The organism is Nostoc sp., from assembly GCF_036917975.1.
Classification (GTDB): Bacteria; Cyanobacteriota; Cyanobacteriia; order Cyanobacteriales; family Nostocaceae; genus Nostoc.
In genome coordinates, this window is the sequence record NZ_JBALEJ010000004.1 from 28,008 (window position 1) to 46,647 (window position 18,640).

16 protein-coding genes and 1 pseudogene are annotated in these 18,640 nt (G+C 44.7%); 13 read left to right on the top strand and 4 right to left on the bottom strand.

Going from position 1 to position 18,640, the window contains the following annotated elements; genetic code table 11:
• The first annotated feature begins 13 nt into the window (after positions 1 to 13).
• Positions 14 to 484, top strand: coding sequence for a DUF29 domain-containing protein (locus V7K76_RS00910; RefSeq protein WP_334779488.1), 471 nt, complete (start codon positions 14 to 16; stop codon positions 482 to 484).
• On the opposite strand, the gene V7K76_RS00915 is transcribed toward V7K76_RS00910, so the two are convergent.
• The gene (locus V7K76_RS00915) at positions 479 to 1,108 is read right to left on the bottom strand and encodes a TetR/AcrR family transcriptional regulator (RefSeq protein WP_334779487.1); all 630 of its coding nucleotides are present in this window, start codon (positions 1,106 to 1,108) and stop codon (positions 479 to 481) included. The genes V7K76_RS00910 and V7K76_RS00915 overlap by 6 nt on opposite strands.
• A gap of 141 nt (positions 1,109 to 1,249) precedes the next feature.
• Here V7K76_RS00915 and V7K76_RS00920 point away from each other — a divergent pair, with 141 nt between their 5' ends.
• The 7 genes from V7K76_RS00920 to V7K76_RS00950 all read left to right on the top strand — a co-directional run bounded on the left by V7K76_RS00920 (position 1,250) and on the right by V7K76_RS00950 (position 12,925).
• Entirely contained in the window at positions 1,250 to 2,521 is a 1,272-nt protein-coding gene (locus V7K76_RS00920) for an NAD(P)/FAD-dependent oxidoreductase (RefSeq protein ID WP_334779486.1), read from the top strand.
• 50 nt (positions 2,522 to 2,571) lie between these two features.
• Positions 2,572 to 2,856, top strand: a complete 285-nt coding sequence (locus V7K76_RS00925) for a hypothetical protein (RefSeq protein ID WP_334779485.1) — start codon at positions 2,572 to 2,574, stop codon at positions 2,854 to 2,856.
• A gap of 205 nt (positions 2,857 to 3,061) precedes the next feature.
• Entirely contained in the window at positions 3,062 to 4,477 is a 1,416-nt protein-coding gene (locus tag V7K76_RS00930) for an efflux RND transporter periplasmic adaptor subunit (RefSeq protein WP_334779484.1), read from the top strand.
• An 86-nt stretch (positions 4,478 to 4,563) separates the two neighbouring features.
• The gene (locus V7K76_RS00935) at positions 4,564 to 7,788 is read left to right on the top strand and encodes an efflux RND transporter permease subunit (RefSeq protein ID WP_334779483.1); all 3,225 of its coding nucleotides are present in this window, start codon (positions 4,564 to 4,566) and stop codon (positions 7,786 to 7,788) included.
• Positions 7,789 to 8,124: 336 nt separating this feature from the next.
• Entirely contained in the window at positions 8,125 to 9,819 is a 1,695-nt protein-coding gene (locus V7K76_RS00940; protein ID WP_334779482.1) for an alpha/beta hydrolase, read from the top strand.
• An 821-nt stretch (positions 9,820 to 10,640) separates the two neighbouring features.
• Positions 10,641 to 11,456 (top strand): TIGR01548 family HAD-type hydrolase, encoded by an 816-nt coding sequence (locus V7K76_RS00945; protein WP_334779481.1) that lies wholly within the window; start codon positions 10,641 to 10,643, stop codon positions 11,454 to 11,456.
• Between the two features lie 74 nt (positions 11,457 to 11,530).
• Complete coding sequence (locus tag V7K76_RS00950) at positions 11,531 to 12,925, top strand: cytochrome P450 (protein WP_334779480.1); 1,395 nt, start codon at positions 11,531 to 11,533, stop codon at positions 12,923 to 12,925.
• Positions 12,926 to 13,325: 400 nt separating this feature from the next.
• On the opposite strand, the gene V7K76_RS00955 is transcribed toward V7K76_RS00950, so the two are convergent.
• The 3 genes from V7K76_RS00955 to V7K76_RS00965 form a co-directional block, all read right to left on the bottom strand.
• Positions 13,326 to 14,912, bottom strand: a complete 1,587-nt coding sequence (locus V7K76_RS00955; protein WP_334779479.1) for a glucose-6-phosphate isomerase — start codon at positions 14,910 to 14,912, stop codon at positions 13,326 to 13,328.
• 112 nt (positions 14,913 to 15,024) lie between these two features.
• Positions 15,025 to 15,282 (bottom strand): cytotoxic translational repressor of toxin-antitoxin stability system, encoded by a 258-nt coding sequence (locus tag V7K76_RS00960; protein ID WP_334779478.1) that lies wholly within the window; start codon positions 15,280 to 15,282, stop codon positions 15,025 to 15,027.
• A gap of 62 nt (positions 15,283 to 15,344) precedes the next feature.
• Positions 15,345 to 15,542: a hypothetical protein gene (locus tag V7K76_RS00965; RefSeq protein WP_179067621.1), complete on the bottom strand. Its 198-nt coding sequence runs from the start codon at positions 15,540 to 15,542 to the stop codon at positions 15,345 to 15,347.
• 370 nt (positions 15,543 to 15,912) lie between these two features.
• Here V7K76_RS00965 and V7K76_RS00970 point away from each other — a divergent pair, with 370 nt between their 5' ends.
• From V7K76_RS00970 to V7K76_RS00990, 5 genes and pseudogenes are all read left to right on the top strand, one after another.
• A complete protein-coding gene (locus tag V7K76_RS00970) occupies positions 15,913 to 17,046 on the top strand; it encodes a branched-chain amino acid ABC transporter permease (RefSeq protein WP_334779476.1) in 1,134 nt (377 codons plus the stop codon).
• On the top strand, positions 17,036 to 17,818 hold the full coding sequence (locus tag V7K76_RS00975) for an ABC transporter ATP-binding protein (RefSeq protein ID WP_334952270.1): 783 nt from the start codon (positions 17,036 to 17,038) through the stop codon (positions 17,816 to 17,818). The genes V7K76_RS00970 and V7K76_RS00975 overlap by 11 nt, the downstream gene beginning before the upstream one ends.
• Positions 17,819 to 17,872: 54 nt before the next feature.
• Positions 17,873 to 18,103 (top strand): type II toxin-antitoxin system HicA family toxin, encoded by a 231-nt coding sequence (locus V7K76_RS00980; RefSeq protein WP_334779474.1) that lies wholly within the window; start codon positions 17,873 to 17,875, stop codon positions 18,101 to 18,103.
• Positions 18,100 to 18,324: a type II toxin-antitoxin system HicB family antitoxin gene (locus V7K76_RS00985; RefSeq protein WP_334779473.1), complete on the top strand. Its 225-nt coding sequence runs from the start codon at positions 18,100 to 18,102 to the stop codon at positions 18,322 to 18,324. The genes V7K76_RS00980 and V7K76_RS00985 overlap by 4 nt, the downstream gene beginning before the upstream one ends.
• Positions 18,320 to 18,457, top strand: a pseudogene (locus V7K76_RS00990) (ABC transporter ATP-binding protein); the annotation flags it as partial. The gene V7K76_RS00985 and the pseudogene V7K76_RS00990, both read left to right, overlap by 5 nt.
• Positions 18,458 to 18,640 lie beyond the last annotated feature (183 nt).

Consider the following 18,640-nt stretch of genomic DNA (forward strand, 5'->3'; position numbering starts at 1 on the left):
GGAGCGAAGCGACGTGACTGCCCAACTGCCCCAATCTCAAACAACATCTAGTTCAGATTTGTATGAGCAAGACTTTTACCTGTGGATTCAAACCACGGCAGAACTGCTCAAGCAAAAGAATTTCACACAACTGGACTTAGACAACCTGATTGAAGAAATTGAAACGATGGGCAGAAGTGAAAAGCGGGCATTGGAGAGCAATCTGGAAGTGTTGCTGATGCATCTGCTCAAATACCAAATTCAAACTGAAAGACGCTCAAAAAGTTGGCAGTACACAATTTTAGAACACCGCAGGCGAGTCCAAAAGGCACTCAAGGAAAGTCCGAGTTTGAAGCCTTACTTTGATCAAGTTTTTGATGAAAGCTATCAAACGGCTAGACGACTGGCTGTGATTGAAACTGGATTAGCAATCGCCACTTTCCCTGAACAATCTCCCTTTACACTAGAGCAAGTCCTCGACTCTGATTTTTTGCCGGAGTCATAATCTCACGCTCTTGCTTGGATGAATAATCAAATCGACCAAGCCATCGATGAGGCGATCGCTCTCTATTGGCATAATATCTCCACCATGCAGCAGATCTCGCGTAGTCACAATATGGAGTAGCGTTCCGATAAACATTCGGGCTGCAACTTCTGGGTCAGCAAGCTGAAGTTTAGGATGAGTAGCAAAGTATTGGGTGAGAAAATCAAGATTTGGTTTCTCAACATTTTGGAGAAAAGCGCGTCCTAGTTCTGGAAAGCGACCTGATTCACCAATGACGATTCTAAAAAGTGCTATATCTTGCGGGTTTTGGGCAGCACAGTTAAGCATTTTAGTAGCATAACCTTTCAAGAATACAAGGGGTTCTTCTTGGCATGAGGGAAAGTCTTGTTGCTCAAAAAAGTTTACTCTCTCTGCCATTCGTTGGATTAGGGCGGTAAACAATGTCTCCTTATCGGCAAAGCGTCGGTAAACTGTGGCTTTAGAAACCCCTGCGGCTGCCACAATTTTATCGATCCTGGCTCCTGCATAGCCATGCTCGATAAACTCCTGCATCGCTCCACGCAGAATTGCTTCAGTTTTTTCGGGCGATAACTCCCGCTCAACACTCTTAAGGTTACTCTTCACTTAATTTCCTGGTTTGCTGGGCATCCAACTATTGACAGATTTCTATTATACCACCTTGACAAGACGAAACTGTTTTGTTTAGCATTAAAGAAATGCTAAACAAAACAGTTTCGTCTATCAAAACAATCAAGGAGAGTACAAATGCGATCGCCAGCACAGATTGATGAAAATGATAATCCGCCGATTTTGATTCTAGGGGGTGGTTTTGCCGGATTGTTTGCAGCACTCCATCTGCGAGATTTACATTCCGGCCCGATTATTTTGATTGACCAATCGTGGAACTTCGTCTTTAAGCCGTTGCTGTATGAACTGCTCAGTAGCGAAGTCAAACTGGAGTTAATCTGTCCCCGCTACGATGCATTGCTGCACAAGAGCGGTATTACCTTTGTGCTGGGCACAGTAGAAGCGATCGACCTGGATCAAAAGCAGGTCAAGCTAGACTCTGGCTTAAAGTATTCCTACCGTTATTTGGTATTGGCATTGGGCAGCACTACAAGCTACCTTGGGATACCTGGGGCAAAAGAACATACGCGATCGTTCCGCACCGCTTATGATACGTTTGCGCTAGGACAGCACTTACGAAACCGCTTGCAGATTGCAACTCAAACCGAAGATATAGAGGAACGCCATGCAATGCTTACGGTAGCGATTGTGGGTGGTGGTGCATCTGGGGTGGAAATGGCAGCAACGCTAGCCGATTTATTGCCAACTTGGTACATCCCTTTAGGGGGGAACCCGCAGGAAATTCGGATTGTGATTTTGCAGCGTGGTTCTGAGATTCTCAAAGAGTCTAAAAGCGATCGCCTCCGTGAAACTGCACAGTCGGCACTGCAACAGCGAACTGCCTCCGTGGAGGTGTTATTGGGTGCTGAGGTCAAAGCAGTTCATCCGGGAGCTGTAGAATTTGAGCGCAATGGACAATTAGAGACATTAGCCGCCGCCACAGTGATATGGACGGCTGGGAATGCGACGCATCCAGTGATTGACGCGCTCTCAATCGCGCCTGAAAACCGGGATGAACACAATCGCCCCCTAGTTAAACCGACTCTACAGCTGCCAGAATTTCCAGAAGTATTTGCGGCGGGAGATTGTGCCATCGATCTGTTGAATCCCCAGCCTGCTACCGCTCAGGTTGCCTATCAACAAGGAGCAGCGATCGCTCACAATATCAAGGCGCTGATTGCCGGAAAATCTCCTACCCCTGCTAGCGTAAATCTGCGGGGTACGTTGATGAAACTGGGACTGCACCAGAGCGCTGTAGAAATCTTTGATCGCTACGAGGTAAAAGGCCAGTTGGGTCAGGCAATTCGCCTCGCAACCTATCTCGAACTCATGCCCACACCAGCCCGTAACTTTGTCAACGGAATGGAATGGTTTACCGAGGAGATTTTGAAACAGATTGCTGGTGTATAAAGCAAACTTCAGCCTTTGGTAATACTATTTATTAAGAGAAGCATACTACTATGAACGGGTTATCTTCAGCTGACCTGACAGCAAACCCTCAATTTGCAACTCCAATTACTGAACAACTTGATCAACTTGACCTCACCTATTCACCCAACCAGGTTGATAGTTTATCTGGCAACGTTTTGTTTGTAGCTTGTCTTTGTGTTGCAGCAATCTTCTTCTGTATCGGAGTTGGAGTTGGCAGGCAGCATACAAGACATCATAAACTAATAGCAATTCGACTGCGGCAAATTCAAACCTTAGAAAGAATTTGGCAAATGACAGCTGAACGCAGAGATTAAAGTCCTGTCAATAATTATCTAAAGCTTCATTTCTGTAAGTCAGAAAATTGTGTAATTTATACCAATTTGAAAAATATTTGCGACAGATTCAAACCTGGAAACCCAGATTTAATCTGAATTACGAATCTTGACCAATGATTCCTTAATAGTCAATCCAAAATCCAAAATCTAAAATCTAAAATTGTCTGACGGAGTTGAATATCTTATGTCACTCGATCGCCCATTTGAATCTGTATCTTCTGAGCCAACTGCTGATCTGAAAAACAGTGCTGCAAACGGCTCTAGTTCAGTCTTAGCACCAGTGTCAACAGATCCGATCAATACTGAAGAAACCGCTTCTAAACCCCCAAGACAGCGCAAGACATGGCTTTGGGTCATACTGGCAGTTCTGCTAATTGGGGGTGGGGGCTTTGTGGGCTGGCAATTATTAGGCAACCGAAAAGCCCCGCCAGCAAAAGCGCCACCGCCTCTTCCGGTTAAGGTGCAGACTGTTGAATCGAGTCAAGTTCAATCTACCTCCGAGTTTGTTGGCACATTAGAAGCCCAGGAACGCGTTTCGCTTCAGCCGCAAATTCAGGGGCGAATCGAGCGTATATTTGTATCCAATGGCGATCACGTCAGCCAAGGAACGCCGATTCTATCTTTAAGTTTGGATCAGACTACAGCCAATGTCTCCAACGCCATTGCTACGGTTAACTCCAATCGGGCGGCTGTAGTAACCGCCCAGGCACAACTTGAACAACAACAAGCCAATCAAGTTAAAGCCGCAGCAGATGTGAAATTACAGCAAGTGCAGTTCCAGCGAACCAAGATGCTTGTAACTGAAGGCGCACAGGCAAGGCAAGAACTCGATATTGCTAAAAATAACATCGATGCAGCGATCGCTACCCTAAATGCTGCTAAAAAGCAGGTGAATGCGAGCCAAGCAAGTGTCAATCAGGCACTATCAAACGTCCAGCAAGCCCAGGCTCAAGTTGCTTCAAATCAAGTGAATCTGAAGCAGAAGCAGGTGGTTGCACCGCTTGATGGGATCGTTGGCGATTTCTCAGTCAAAGTAGGCGATTACGTGAGTGCTGGGGGAACCTTAACCACGATTACCAAAAATGATATCCAGGATATGCGAATTTCGGTGCCATCCAACAATGCGGCTCAACTGCGTCGGGGATTACCTGTAGAGCTACTGGATGCCAACACTGGTAAGCGTCTAACTACTGGCAGCATTAACTTTATTTCGCCGCAAGTAACTACAGCTGCCCAATCTATTTTAGTCAAAGCCCGATTTGCTAATTCAAATGGCAAATTGCGGGATGGGCAATATGTTCGCGCTCGGATTATCTGGAGCCAGCAACCGGGTATTTTGATTCCGATTCAAGTGGTGAATCGCATTGGCGGACAGAGTTTTGTCTATGTGGTGGAAGAAGACAAGTCAAAGAAAAAGGTGGTGGAAGAAGACAAGTCAAAACAAAAACCACAATTCGTAGTGCATCAAAAACCTGTGAAGTTGGGTGAAGTGCAAAACGATCGCTATCCCATTTTAGAGGGAATTAAACCAGGCGATCGCCTAGCGGTATCTAACATTCTCAAACTGCGAGATGGTGTCCCCGTTCAACCACAATCTTAGGAGTTAATAGTTAGGTGAAAGTCATTCTGAGTAGGACTTTCTCAATCCAAAATCTAAAATCCAAAATCTAAAATCGTATAACTATCATGTCGATCGCAGACACCTTTATCAAGCGACCTGTCTTATCAACGGTTTGCACCCTCTTAATCTTGCTGATTGGTGGCATTTGCATTCCCTTGTTGCCGATCAACAACTTACCGGAAATTGCACCCATTCAAGTGCAAACTACCAGCACCTATATTGGTGCAGATGCCCAAACCGTTGAAGATACTGTATCAACCGTGATTGAGCGGCAAATAAACGGGGTTGAGGGGATGCAGTACATGACTTCAACCAGTGGTAATGACGGCTCCACCACCATTTCAACTCAGTTTGACCCAGAGAGTAACCGCAACATTGACCAAGTTAACGTGCAGAATCGAGCTGCAATCGCTGAACCAACGTTACCTGACTCTGTGCGGCAAACTGGGTTAACTACCTTAGCACGTTCCAACAGCATTCTCCTAGTTTATGGGTTTTATGCCGAAAATAGCGAGTATGACAACATCTTTTTGAGTAACTATGTTGACCTTTACATCACCGATGCCATCAAGCGCGTCCCTGGTGTAGGAGATACCAGACTGGTTGGGGAACGCGAGTATGCGATGCGGTTGTGGCTTGACCCAAATGCTTTAGCCAGTCGGGGTTTGACAGCAACCGATGTCAGCAGTGCGCTAACTTCTCAGAATGTTCAGGTGGGGGTAGGCTCCATCGGTCAAGCGCCCACCAAGGCGAATCAGAACTCGAATTTCCCGCTCCGCATCAATAGTAGATTAAAAGATGTTAAGGAATTTGAAAACCTCGTACTGAAGAGCCAAGCTGACGGGACGCTAGTTAAACTCAAGGATGTAGGACGAGCCGAGTTAGGGGCGCAGGACTATACAACTTCGGCACTGGTACAGGGCAAAGCGGGCGCCGCCATGTTGATCTATCAACTTCCAGGCAGTAATGCGCTAAATACAGCCAAAGCCGTAGAAGCCCAGATTGCAGAGCTAGAGAAAAACTTTCCGCCCGGGTTGAAAGCCGTCATTGCCTACGACACCACCAAGTTTGTAGAAGTCTCAATTGAAGAGGTGGTCAAGACGCTGATGGAAGCGATCGCCCTAGTGGTGCTGGTGATTTTCGTCTTTTTGCAAGATTGGCGGGCAACAATCATTCCGGCGATCGCTATTCCTGTATCCCTCATTGGTGCATTGGCCTTTGCCTATCTCCTGGGCTTCTCGCTCAACACGTTGACCATGTTTGGATTAGTACTGGCAACAGGTTTGGTGGTAGACGATGCGATCATCGTCGTCGAGGGGATTGCTGCCAAGATGGAACAAGGTTTAGACCGACGACAAGCTGCTTTTGAGGCGATGGGGGAGCTTTCAGGGGCAGTGATTGCCACCTCATTGGTGTTGATAGCGGTATTTATCCCGGTGTCCTTTTTTCCAGGGGCGACCGGCATCATGTATCGGCAGTTCGCACTGGTCATTATCTTCTCCATCGGCATTTCTTTATTCAATGCCCTGAGTTTTACCCCCAGTATGTCTGGACTGTTCTTGCATCATACCGAAGGTGAAGGGCGAGGGCCGGTGGGCTGGTTTTTTCGTCAGTTCAACCGGGGCTTTAGCTGGGTACTGGAGCAATACGAGCGTCTGACCAAGTTCCTGATCCGCATCCGGATGTTCGTGCTGGGGCTATTTATCCTTGGACTGGCGGTAACAGCATTTATATATGTTTCCGTCCCCAGTGGATTTGTGCCAGATGAGGATCAAGGTATTATTGTCGGTTTGATTCAGGCTCCTGATGGTGTCTCCCTGGCCTCCACCGAAAAAGTTGTTAAGACTGTGTCTCAAACCCTGCAAAAAGAAGTGCCGGAGATGGAAACCTCTCTCGTCATTGCCGGCTTTGGTCTGAATGGCAATGGGCCGAATCAGGGGACGTTTTTCTTTAAGCTGAAAGATTGGAAAGAACGCCAGGGTGACAAACATTCGGTGAAGGGGATCGTGCAACGGCTGAATGGGATCTTTGGCCAAAATCAAGATGCGTTGATCTTTACCTCCAACCTACCCGCAGTCTCTGGCTATGGCGTAACGGGTGGCTTTGAATTTCAACTTCAAGACCGCAGCAACGGACAACTGAGTATCGATCAGTTTCTGGCGATCGCGCAACAAATAATTGCCAAAGCCAATCAAAATCCTATCTTGCGCCAAGTCTTCACTCAATTCACAGCTAGCACTCCCCAGTACCAGATTGACATTAACCGCGATCGCTTAGAAGCCCTCAATGTCGATTTTAGTGAGGCAATGAATACCCTGGGCGCTTACATGGGCGGGCAGTATGTCAACGATTTTATCTTCTCCCAGCGTAGCTACCGGGTATATATCCAAGCAGATGAACAGTTTCGGAACTCTCCAGACGATATTGGTCAAATTAATGTTCGTTCCCGAAGTGGTAATCTGGTGCTACTGAATGAAGTTGCAAAAGTGACTCCCATTACAGGTCCACAAACAATCAGCCACTTCAACTTATTCCGCTCGATCAAAATTCAAGGCAATGCTGCCCCCGGTTACAGTTCTGGGCAAGCAATTGCGGCGATGCAGCAAACCTTTAAGGAGATTGAGCAGCCCGGTCTGGGTTATGACTGGACAGGGCTTTCCAGAGAAGAAACCAAATCTGGCGGACAAGCCATCTTGCTGTTTGGTCTCGGTATTGTGGCCGTCTTTCTGATTTTAGCGGCTCAGTACGAAAATTACATCGACCCGATCATCATCTTGCTGACCGTACCCTTTGCGATTTTAGGCGCTCTGTTATTCGTCTCAGTGCGCGGGTTGGTCAACGATTTATACTGTCAGGTGGCATTAGTGATGTTGATTGGTCTGGCGAGTAAAAATGCGATTTTGATTGTAGAATTTGCCAACCAATCGCGGGAGAAAGGAATGACGATCACCCAAGCTGCACTCCATGCAGTTGAACAACGGTTCCGCCCGATTTTAATGACCACAATTGCCGCCCTGTGTGGGTTCCTTCCCTTACTACTGTCATCTGGCGCTGGTGCAGCCAGCCGGACATCCCTTGGTACGGCGGTGTTTGGTGGGTTATTTATCTCCGTGATCATGAGCCTGCTGCTGGTGCCTGTCCTTTATGTGGTGGTCAAAAACCTCACAGACTTTACCTCTAAAGGTAAGCCACCCCAATCGCCTGAACCTACTCAATCTGGAGAATTAGCCTCTTTCAATGGAAAGAGTCAAGGAACAGTCGTCAAGTTTCAGGGAGATGCCTCTGTTTAACTGTTTGAGAGCGGCGCACCACACGCTACAAATGAAACAAATCAAGTCAAATCCTTTTTCCTTCTAGTTTGTTTCTTGAAAGCTATTAGGATGCGTTCTCCGAAGGAGTTGCCGCAGGCATCGCTCTCAAGCTTGACTACCAATACCATTTCTATACAAGTACTGCCCATACTTTAGAATACACGAGTCTGTTTAAATACAGTTGAGTTAAGTATTTCTTCCCTCTCTTCTCTCTGTGTCCTCTGCGCCTCTGCGGTTCGTAAAAAAAGAGTTTTAGCCTTAAGTGAACCGTATTGGAGTCTGTTTGCGATTCAAATTACTCATTCACACGATGCTATGAAACTTAAAATTCCTTCTTGGGTCGGTACCACTATTGGGTTGTTGAGTATAGGAATGATGCCAGCTCTCGGTGCTGAACAAATAAAATTTTCTTATAGTCTTTTAGAATTTTCTCTTCCTGTTACTGATTTAAAAACTTATGCTCAAGAAGGTAAAATTAGCAGTGAACTAGCATCATATAAAAAGTACCTCAAACCAGAGGATATTGCTCAACTGCGTCAGGTTTTGACTGAAAAACAAAAATTAAGTCCCGTAGCAGTCTCTCAATTTCTCTATTCAAAAATTGGAGAATCCATGTTAAAATCCGCGGGTGAATTGATTCAAACAGATTCAAGACAGAACGGTTTTTATGCAATTCGTGCGGCGTTGATTCTAGCGGCGGCTGATCCAGAGGGATTAACACTCCTGAATACGATGCGCTACTTCCCTTCACAGAGTATTCGGATTAACTCCCAAGAGCTTTTGGCACTGATGAATAAACTTTCCACTCTGAACAAGGAGACAAATCAAGCTCTCTCTGTAATTGAGCAAGAGTCTAATACGGAAGCATCGACTGAACCACCTGTAGATATCTCAAAATTACCGAAGTTATACAACAAGTCAGGGTCGTTTTCTTGGGAAAAAAGAACGATCGCCTTTGTGGATACTAATCGTAAATCCCTGACTGGAAGCATTGAAACTAGAGTCATTCAAACCGATATCTATTTACCTCAAAGTCAAACACTTGCACCAGTTGTAGTCATTTCTCATGGACTAGGTTCCGATCGCGAGAGCTTTGCTTACTTGGCTGAAAATTTAGCATCCTATGGATTTGCTGTTGTTGTTCCTCAGCATCCTGGTAGTGATTCTCTCCAAATGGAAGCACTACTCACAGGTAAAAGCCAACAAGTATTTGCAGACACAGAATTAATTGACCGACCTTTAGACGTAACTTTTATACTCGATCAATTAGAACAGCGTTCAACATCTGATCCCTGGCTACAAGGAAAAATCAACCTTCAACAAGTCGGTGTGATTGGACAATCTTTTGGTGGTTACACAGCCTTAGTCTTAGCTGGCGCACGCATCAATATTAATCAGTTGCACAAATATTGTAAATCTGAATCTGATTCGGTCAATATGTCCTTGTTGTTGCAGTGTCGTGCTTTAGCACTGGGAAAAAATTCTCCTGATTATGAACAGATACAACAAAACTTAAGCAACCTAGATTTACGCGATCGCCGAGTGAAAGCTGTGATTGCTCTCAATCCATTCACGAGTAGTATTCTTGGGCAAGCAGGTCTGAGCCGAATCGAAATTCCTGTAGTCATTGCTGGTGGAGCCTCAGACACGGTTACTCCCGCCTTGTTGGAACAAGTACAAGCATTTTCTTGGTTGACTACCAAAGACAAGTATTTGGGTATTGGTGACAAAGGGACTCATACTGATTTGATTGCTGGTATGAGTAACGTAATTTTACCATCTTCTAACCGTTTCTCTGGTTTCTCTGGACGTGACCCAGAATTGGGACGCATTCGTTTTCAGGCTTTTAGTACAGCTTTCATGAAAGTATATCTTGCTCACCAGACTAAATATCGTCCTTTTCTAAGTACATCTTATGTGAAGAACTCAAATCGGGATGAACCAGTCAAGGTCTATTTCGTCAGGTCGCTACCAGCAGGATTTCCCCAAGGATTAGTTCGTCAGAAATGAGAATTAAAACAAGTCGCAAGTCGCAAGTCGCAAGTCGCAAGTCGCAAGTCGCAAGTAAGTTTTGTGAAAGCGACGCGCAAAGCGAGTCTGCGATAGCGCCGGCGGCAAGCGAGTACTCGAGCGTCGCGTCCGGGGATTTAGACCCCGACCCAAAACTTACCGGTGAAGAGAACCGGGGGACTTAAACCCACCGTACTCGGTTAAATAATTAAACCTTATCTAAGTTGAGAACTGTAGTTTTCGCCCTCACCCTAAATCCCTCTCCCAAGCTTGGGAGAGGGACTTTGAAATTCTATAGAACCCATTTGATATCTTTGTTCTATAAAACTCTTTTCCTGCTATACAGAACTTGGCTAGACTTATTTAAAGTTAGCCATTCAACTAAAGTTTCCTTTAGATGGGTCTACTTCTTGCTTCATCCAAGGAAGACGGCTTCAACAGTCCACAAGCGTAATTCGGGGGTAGCCCACCCTACTAAGTATTAAGACAAAATTAATTACACAAATTTCGATCTGAAACTATTATGTAGCCTAAAATCTAATGTGTAAATATTTCTGTCCGATTACTTATTGATTAATATGTTTCTGAAGCTTTTAGCCATTGGACATCCATTATTTTCAGCAGATTTAACAAAACGTGGACTCCCGTTTGACCTGTAAGAAGGCTTGCTAGTTTTGACGCGACCGTGGTTTACAAACCAGATAGTTTTGCCTTGGTTTTCGGCATTAATTAGATTTTACCAGAAAATCTTACTTATTTATTTTGGTGAAGTTTAGATGGTTTTAATCAACTTTATGACAATTTAGTTAACCTCTCTACCCATGACTCAACCAACTTCTGTAAAAGCGATCGCTATTTTCGATATTGATGGCGTTGTGCGCGATGTGAGCGGTTCCTATCGCCGGGCGATCGCAGATACCGTAGAATATTTTACTACCCAAGCATATCGGCCAACCCCACTAGATATTGACCAACTCAAGTCTGAAGGTGTTTGGAATAACGATTGGGAAGCATCGCAGGAATTAATTTACCGCTACTTTGAAACTCAACAACAGAGCCGCGAACAACTGCAACTAGATTATGGTGCGATCGTGGCTTTTTTTCAATCGCGCTACCGAGGGACAGACCCAAATAATTTTACTGGGTATATCTGTAATGAACCTTTATTATTGCAACCTAATTATTTAGAGCAACTTACCGAAGCGGGGATTGCTTGGGGATTTTTTAGCGGTGCAACTCGTGCTTCTGCTAACTATGTCTTAGAAAAACGCTTGGGTTTGGAATCTCCGGTGTTGATTGCGATGGAAGATGCGCCAGGTAAACCAGACCCCACTGGACTTTTCGCCACAGTTAGTAAGTTAGAGAATGGAATTGAGCAAAAATTAGCTGTAGTGTATGTGGGAGATACAGTAGCAGATATGTATACCGTCGAGAAAGCGCGACGTTTAGATTCTGCTCGTCCTTGGATTGGTGTAGGGGTTTTACCACCCCATGTCCAGGAAACAGCAGCGCGCGGTGATGCCTATAGTGAAACACTAATTGCAGCCGGAGCAGCAGTAGTTTTGCGTAATGTGCAAGAATTAACCCCAAGGCAGATTCAAGAATTGGTAAGTTCATCTCCCCAATCTGTGGTCTAAGATTAATCAAGCTACAGGTGCATAAATGACTGACTGATACCAATCTTGCTTTAATCATTGGGAGATTAATAAAAATGTCTGCACTTAAATTGCCTAATGGCCCTCAAACTCACCCTTGGGTACAGACGTATCAATGGCTGACGAACCCATTAGAATACATAGAAGACTGTGCTAAACGTTATGGTGATATCTTTACCCTTCAGCTAGGACAAAATGCTGCTCCTCAAGTTTTCATTAGCAATCCTCAAGTGATTCAACAGATTTTTACTACAGATCCAAAGCAGTTGGACTCTGGTGAGCCAGCAGGGATTAGTTCGCCTTTATTAGGAAGGCAATCACTATTGGCGCTGGAAGGAAAGCCTCATCAGCGACAACGAAAGCTGTTGACACCGCCCTTACATGGAGAGCGAATGCTTGCTTATGGTGATTTAATCCGTGAGATCACTGAGCAAGTGACTAATCAGTGGCAGGTTGGAGAAAGCTTTGCAGTTCTGCCATCAATGCAAGCAATCTCTTTCCAAGTAATTTTGAAGGCTGTATTTGGTCTAGAAGATGGGCCACGTTATGAAAAACTCAATGAACTCCTGATTGCAATCCTAAATCCCAAAATCCCTATGTTAAGAACAGTTCTGCTGCTTTTCCCAGCAATGCGACGGGATTTAGGAGCGTGGAGTCCTTGGGGGAAATACTTGCGTTTACGGCAGCAAATCGATCAACTCATCTACGCCCAGATTCAAGAACGCAAAGCACAACCCGATCCATCTCGAACTGATATTCTATCTTTGATGATGGCTGCTCGTGATGAAGCGGGAGAGCCGATGACAGACTTGGAATTACGTGATGAACTGATGACTCTATTAGTGGCGGGTCACGAAACTACTGCAACTTCCTTATCATGGGCACTGTACTGGATTCATCATATACCACAAGTGCGTGAAAAACTGCTGCAAGAACTAGATAAGTTGGGTGAACACCCAGATCCAAACGCTATTTTCCGATTGCCTTATTTGAATGCTGTCTGTTCTGAAACCCTACGTCTTTATCCAGTAGCAGTATCAGCACTAAATCGAGTGGTCAAATCACCGCTACAAATTGGAGAATACAACTTTGAGCCTGGGACTTTGCTCAATCCCTCTATTTATTTGACCCATCATCGAGAAGATTTATATCCTGAGTCGAAGCAATTTAAGCCAGAGCGTTTTCTGGAACGGCAATTTTCTCCTTATGAGTATTTACCCTTTGGTGGCGGAAACCGTCGCTGTATTGGTATGGCATTTGCCTTGTTTGAGATGAAGCTGGTGTTGGCAACAGTGCTGTCTCACTGGGAGATGGAACTGGCTGATAGTAAACCAGTGCAGCCAGTACGTAAAGGCTTGCTATTTAGCCCAGCAGGTGGTGTGAAGATGGTGGTGAAGGGGAAGCGTCTTCAAAATCAGCCGATTCTTCAGACTAGCTCTAGTTCCCTTTAGAGTACTCCACGTTAAAAAATGCCCAATTGTCATTGCGATTGTAGAGACGGCGATTCATCGCGTCTCTTGCCTTAACCGAACAGTATTGAGAACCCGGAGAGAAGTTAATTACAAATTACGAATTATACGGTGAAGCATCCTAGACGGAAGATATATCTTCTATCTAGGATGCTTCACAATAAAAAATTGTTGCTGATACAACAATTATGGACAAAATGTGATATTTGGACTAGTACAACACGGCGTAAATAAACCACCCCTTCGGGTTCGGCAGTTCCTCATGGGGGAAACCCCCAAGACCGGACTGCCTCACCATTCAAAATCGATGAAACGCTTACGCTGTATTCATTTTGAATTTTGAATTTTGAATTTTGAATTCCGCCTTGCGGTACTAGAGCTATCAGCTAGCAGAAACCGTCAAACTACCAGGTTTCTGAAGATCACCTTGCAAAACTACACCCCGCTGATTGGCGTGGATATGACGCAAAATCTTGTAAATTGCCTCAACTTGATCTGATGCGCCTGCTTTTTCGGCGAGTTCGTCAAGAGAAAGGGGAGTTTTTTCTTTTTGTAGTACTGCTACCACTCGTGTTTGCAAATCCAGAATGGAGGCGGCAGCTTTTTTACCAGCTTCTACCCCTGGTTGATGGTAGGCGTTGACGTTAACCAAACTAGCGTATAAACCAACAGCACGTTCATACAACGCAATTAATGCCCCTACAGTTCGGGGATTAACTTGGGGAATGGTGACTGTAATGGAATCACGGTGATTTTCATAAAGCGCTTGTCGGGTTCCTTGGAGAAAACCGGAAAGATAATCGCCTGATGTAACTCCCGGATCTATTTCAGTGGATGGGCCCTGACGATCTTCCAACACTTCGATGAAGGTAGCAAAGAAATTCGCTACACCTTCGCGTAACTGCTGGACGTAAGCGTGTTGGTCTGTTGAGCCTTTGTTGCCATAAACGGCGATGCCTTGATGAACAACTTTGCCATCTAAGTCTTTTTCTTTGCCCAAGGATTCCATCACCAGCTGTTGCAAATAGCGACTGAATAAAAATAAGCTGTCCTTGTAAGGTAGGACAACCATATCTTTTTCGCCCTTGCCATTGCCAGTAAAATACCAAGACAAGGCGAGTAAGGCTGCTGGGTTATTTTTCACATCTGGGACGCGGGTAGCGTCATCCATCTCTTTTGCACCATCTAGGATGGCACGAACATCAATGCCCTGTAATGCGGCTGGTACTAGCCCCACAGCAGACATTTCTGAGGTACGCCCTCCTACCCAGTCATACATGGGAAATCTGGCTAGCCAGCCTTCCTCTTTGGCCAACTTATCGAGGTTGCTATCAACGCTGGTAATTGCTACCGCATATTGAGCAAACTCCAAATTGTGTCCGGCGTAGGCTTTTTTAACTTCAATCATGCCGTTGCGGGGTTCTGGTGTTCCTCCAGATTTGGAGATCACCAATACCAGAGTGCTGGCGAGGCTATTTCGCAGATGATTGAGAACGCGATCGATACCTGCGGGATCGTTGTTATCGATAAAGTGAATTTTCAGGGGCGGGAAATCAGGAGCGAGAGCTTCTGCGACAAATTGGGGGCCGAGGGCGGAACCACCAATGCCAATGGAAATAATATCCGTAAAGCGGCTTGCTCTGGGAGGATGAATAGCACCTGTTTGGACTTTTTCCGCAAAGGCTTCGATTTGTTCTAGGGTTTGGACTATTTCTTGTGTAAGTTCCGGCGCTGGCGCTAAATCAGGATTTCGCAGCCAGTAGTGTCCAACCATGCGATTCTCATCGGGATTTGCGATCGCACCCTTCTCTAGTTGAGCCATATCCGCAAACGCCTTGTCAAACTTCGGCTGCAACGATTCCACAAAGGCATCATCGAACCGTATTCGACTTACGTCTAAGTACAATCCCAATCCCTCGTGGAAATATAACCAGTTTTGGTATCGTTGCCAAAGTGCCCTAGCATCCATAGGGAAATCTCAAATAAAGTGTTTTTCAAAAACCAGTTTAATGTAAGGTTATAGCGATCCCTGCCTAGCCTTATACAGTTTACAGTTTTCAGTGTTGCCTTAACTCCTCACTTTAAACATCTGGCATAGGGATGACACGCAGAAATTTCACTATTCCACCCCTGATTTCTATACCAATCAGATAATTATCGAGGGTGAAGCGGTGAAAAATGCCTTCACCATCAAGCTGTCGTAGTTCTTGTAAATCACTCAACTGCCACTTTTGGGCTAACTCAATAAAAACAAAATCATGCACCCGCTCGTAGGCGGCAGGTTCTAGATTCTTCAGGTCTAGTAAAAAAGACCTGGCATAGCGCATTTCCAGACTCACTGGGCGTTACCTTCACCAAAACTTGAGGGGCCACTGGCATTAGAAAAGAAAGCGCTGCTGAATCAGAAAAACATCAACAGTCTTACCGCTTCTTCATGGGTTAATATATCCCACGGTTGCTGCGATCGCTTAACCTGTTGTATCGCTTTGAGCATATAAAAGTCATAATATAAACCTTCCAGAACGTTCCAAATGTCTTGCAAATCGTCATCGCCTAATTGTTCGATTAGATGATGCATTCTCAGTCGCAGCAAATTCATACGTCAATTATTCCCTACCAGCAAACACCAACAATAGATAGTATTCCCATAAAATTAGCTACGCTCAAGCTACGCTAAAATTTATTTGCTTAGTGAGTGGGAGTGGGGAGTAGGGGCACAAGCGAAAATAACGATTCCCCATTCCCAAGACCCTGTTGGTCAATTCTCTCTCTTGTTTGACCCCTCACCCCTAAAACCTTGGTTTGGCGTTGCTTTTCCGCCCTGCAATAAATTGCGGGCTAAGAGCTACTGTCCGTTGAAACGGACTAAAATCAAGAGCAATTGCAATGATGGGTTAGACCCCCTATCCATTCGCCAACAGTATCTTCCCAATTCCCGATTCCTCATTCCCCACTCCCCATTCCAAAACATGGTTGACTATCTCATTTTCTTAGCAATTTCTACAGCACTTTTCGCTTTATTCGCACTCGGACTCAATTTGCAATGGGGCTTTACCGGGTTAATTAATTTTGGTCATGTTGCTTTCATGACTCTGGGAGCATATACAACCGTATTGTTAAGCTTAAGGGGCGTACCCTTACTGGTATCAGCAATAGCTGGGGCAATTGTCGCCGCCTTGTTGGGTTTGATAATTGGTTTTGCAACTCTACGCTTGCGGGAAGATTATCTAGGAATTGTCACTATTGGTACAGGGGAATTAATTCGTTTGGTGGTAAATAACCAGGAATTACCTGTGGGTGACACTTGGGTTTCTGGGGCGTTTGGTGTACAAAGTTATCCCATACCTCTATCTACGGAGCCAAATTTGTTTGTCAGATTTGGGATGATCGGGTTGTTAACACTGCTAGCTGCTGTAACTTTTTTGACGTTATGGCGATGGATTCGCATCACCCAAGTATCTCGAACTACTGATTTAGGTAAAAGGACAACTAGCAAGCAAGAATTCGCATCCCGTTTGGGTGTGGGAATTGTGTTAGCAGTTTTGGCAGTAGCAATTTATATTTCTGGGGTGATTGGACTGTATAATTACAACCCAAAAGCGGGTTTAATGCTAGTATTGCTGCTGGTTTTAGCACTTGTATACTGGCGGTTAGAAATTTTGGTGCGATCGCCTTGGGGTAGAATTCTCAAAGCCATCCGCGAAGATGAAGAAATTCCCAAGGCACTGGGAAAAAATGTCTTTTGGTATAAATTACAATCTCTCATGTTAGGAGGTGCGATCGCGGGCATCGCTGGTGCTTTCTTCGCTTGGCAACTGGGCGCTATTTACCCTGATAACTTTCAACCCCAAATCACCTTTGACACTTGGATTATGGTGATTTTAGGCGGTTCTGGGAATAACATTGGCACAATCTTAGGTGCGGTAATTTTCTTTGCTTACGATGCGCTAACGCGGGAAGTCTTACCTAGAATCGTCCCCCTTGATGAAGCACGTTTGGGTGCATTTCGGATCATGGTAATCGGATTAATTTTGATGGTGCTGATGATTTGGCGTCCTCAAGGTATCTTAGGGAAAAAGGAGGAACTCACCCTTGGTAAATAACCAGTCATCGCCACTTCCACTTTTGGTAGCCACTGGACTTTCTAAAAGCTTTGGTGGTGTCAAAGCAGTTAATGAGGCGAAAATCGAAGTTGCTAAAGGCAGCATTACGGGCTTAATTGGCCCCAATGGTGCTGGGAAAACTACTTTATTTAACTTACTCTCAAACTTCATCCGCCCAGATAAGGGACGAGTGATTTTTGACGGCGAACCGATTCACAACTTGCAACCATATCAAATCGCCCAGCAGGGAGTAATCCGCACCTTTCAGGTTGCACGCACTCTTTCGCGGTTGTCGGTGTTAGAAAATATGCTGCTGGCGGCGCAAAAACAAACGGGTGAAAATTTTTGGCAAGTGCAGTTGCAACCGCACATTGTCACCAAGGAAGAAAAGCAACTCGAAGAACGAGCAATGTTTTTATTAGAATCAGTGGGTTTAGCAAAAAAAGCACACGATTATGCTGGTGGCTTGTCTGGTGGACAACGTAAGCTGCTAGAAATGGGACGGGCGCTGATGACTAATCCCAAGTTAATTTTGTTGGATGAACCAGCCGCCGGGGTGAATCCGAAACTAATTGATGATATTTGCGATCGCATTATCACTTGGAACCGTCAAGATGGCATGACATTTCTGATTATCGAACACAACATGGATGTGATTATGTCATTGTGCGATCGCGTTTGGGTACTTGCCGAAGGGCAAAATTTGGCTGACGGTACACCCGCAGAAATTCAAACCAACCCCAAAGTTTTAGAAGCTTATTTGGGCAAATAAACTCATACTCATATTAAATGCCCAAATAATCTTGGGTAAAAAGCAAATTAGTATATGCCCAAGAAAATTAGAGAACTGAAAAGTTTATTACTGCGATCAGGGTTTACTTATAAACAGGCAAAGGGAAGTCATAGCAAATGGATACATCCAAAATTATCTAAAGCTATTATCATTGCTGGTAAAGATGGTAGTGATGCTAAACTATATTTAGAAAAGCAGGTTAATGAAGCACTAGAAGAATTAAATAAGATAGAAGCAGAGGAAAAGAAGGAACCAGAAGCATGAAATATACAATATTAATTCAATGGTCAAACCAAGATGAATGTTATGTAGTTTCATTACCTGATTTCCCGGATATTATGCAGCCTTGTACTCATGGAGACACTTATGAGGAGGCTTTGAAAAATGCTCAGGAAGTCTTGGAAATGTTAATAGAATCTTACTTAGAAGATGGTCAGCCTTTACCAGATCCACAAACATTAGGTAAGTCTTTAAAAGTGGCTTGAACACAACATGGATGTGATTATGTCATTGTGCGATCGCGTTTGAGTACTTGCCGAAGGGTAAAATTTGGCTGACGGTACACCCGCAGAGATTCAAACTAATCCCAAAATTTTAGAAGTTTATTTGGGACAATAGAGTGTGATTGACTTTCTATTTATGCAATGTATTTAGTGATTGGATTTCGGGTAAATAAAAGTAGATGAATACTGTGGAAAAAGCTTTTTATGTCAATGATGACAGTCAGAGATTAGCAAGTTCAAACCGCTTTTACTGAAGCAGGTTTAGATTACCAGATGGAACTCGAATCCTGGTTTGCCG

Coding starts and splice junctions, on each gene's coding strand:
- V7K76_RS00970 (WP_334779476.1), top strand. CDS start 15,913: ATGGTTGACTATCTCATTTTCTTAGCAATTTCTACAGCACTTTTCGCT.
- V7K76_RS00950 (WP_334779480.1), top strand. CDS start 11,531: ATGTCTGCACTTAAATTGCCTAATGGCCCTCAAACTCACCCTTGGGTA.
- V7K76_RS00945 (WP_334779481.1), top strand. CDS start 10,641: ATGACTCAACCAACTTCTGTAAAAGCGATCGCTATTTTCGATATTGAT.
- V7K76_RS00930 (WP_334779484.1), top strand. CDS start 3,062: ATGTCACTCGATCGCCCATTTGAATCTGTATCTTCTGAGCCAACTGCT.
- V7K76_RS00980 (WP_334779474.1), top strand. CDS start 17,873: ATGCCCAAGAAAATTAGAGAACTGAAAAGTTTATTACTGCGATCAGGG.
- V7K76_RS00925 (WP_334779485.1), top strand. CDS start 2,572: ATGAACGGGTTATCTTCAGCTGACCTGACAGCAAACCCTCAATTTGCA.
- V7K76_RS00920 (WP_334779486.1), top strand. CDS start 1,250: ATGCGATCGCCAGCACAGATTGATGAAAATGATAATCCGCCGATTTTG.
- V7K76_RS00955 (WP_334779479.1), bottom strand. CDS start 14,912: ATGGATGCTAGGGCACTTTGGCAACGATACCAAAACTGGTTATATTTC.
- V7K76_RS00935 (WP_334779483.1), top strand. CDS start 4,564: ATGTCGATCGCAGACACCTTTATCAAGCGACCTGTCTTATCAACGGTT.
- V7K76_RS00940 (WP_334779482.1), top strand. CDS start 8,125: ATGAAACTTAAAATTCCTTCTTGGGTCGGTACCACTATTGGGTTGTTG.
- V7K76_RS00965 (WP_179067621.1), bottom strand. CDS start 15,542: ATGAATTTGCTGCGACTGAGAATGCATCATCTAATCGAACAATTAGGC.
- V7K76_RS00985 (WP_334779473.1), top strand. CDS start 18,100: ATGAAATATACAATATTAATTCAATGGTCAAACCAAGATGAATGTTAT.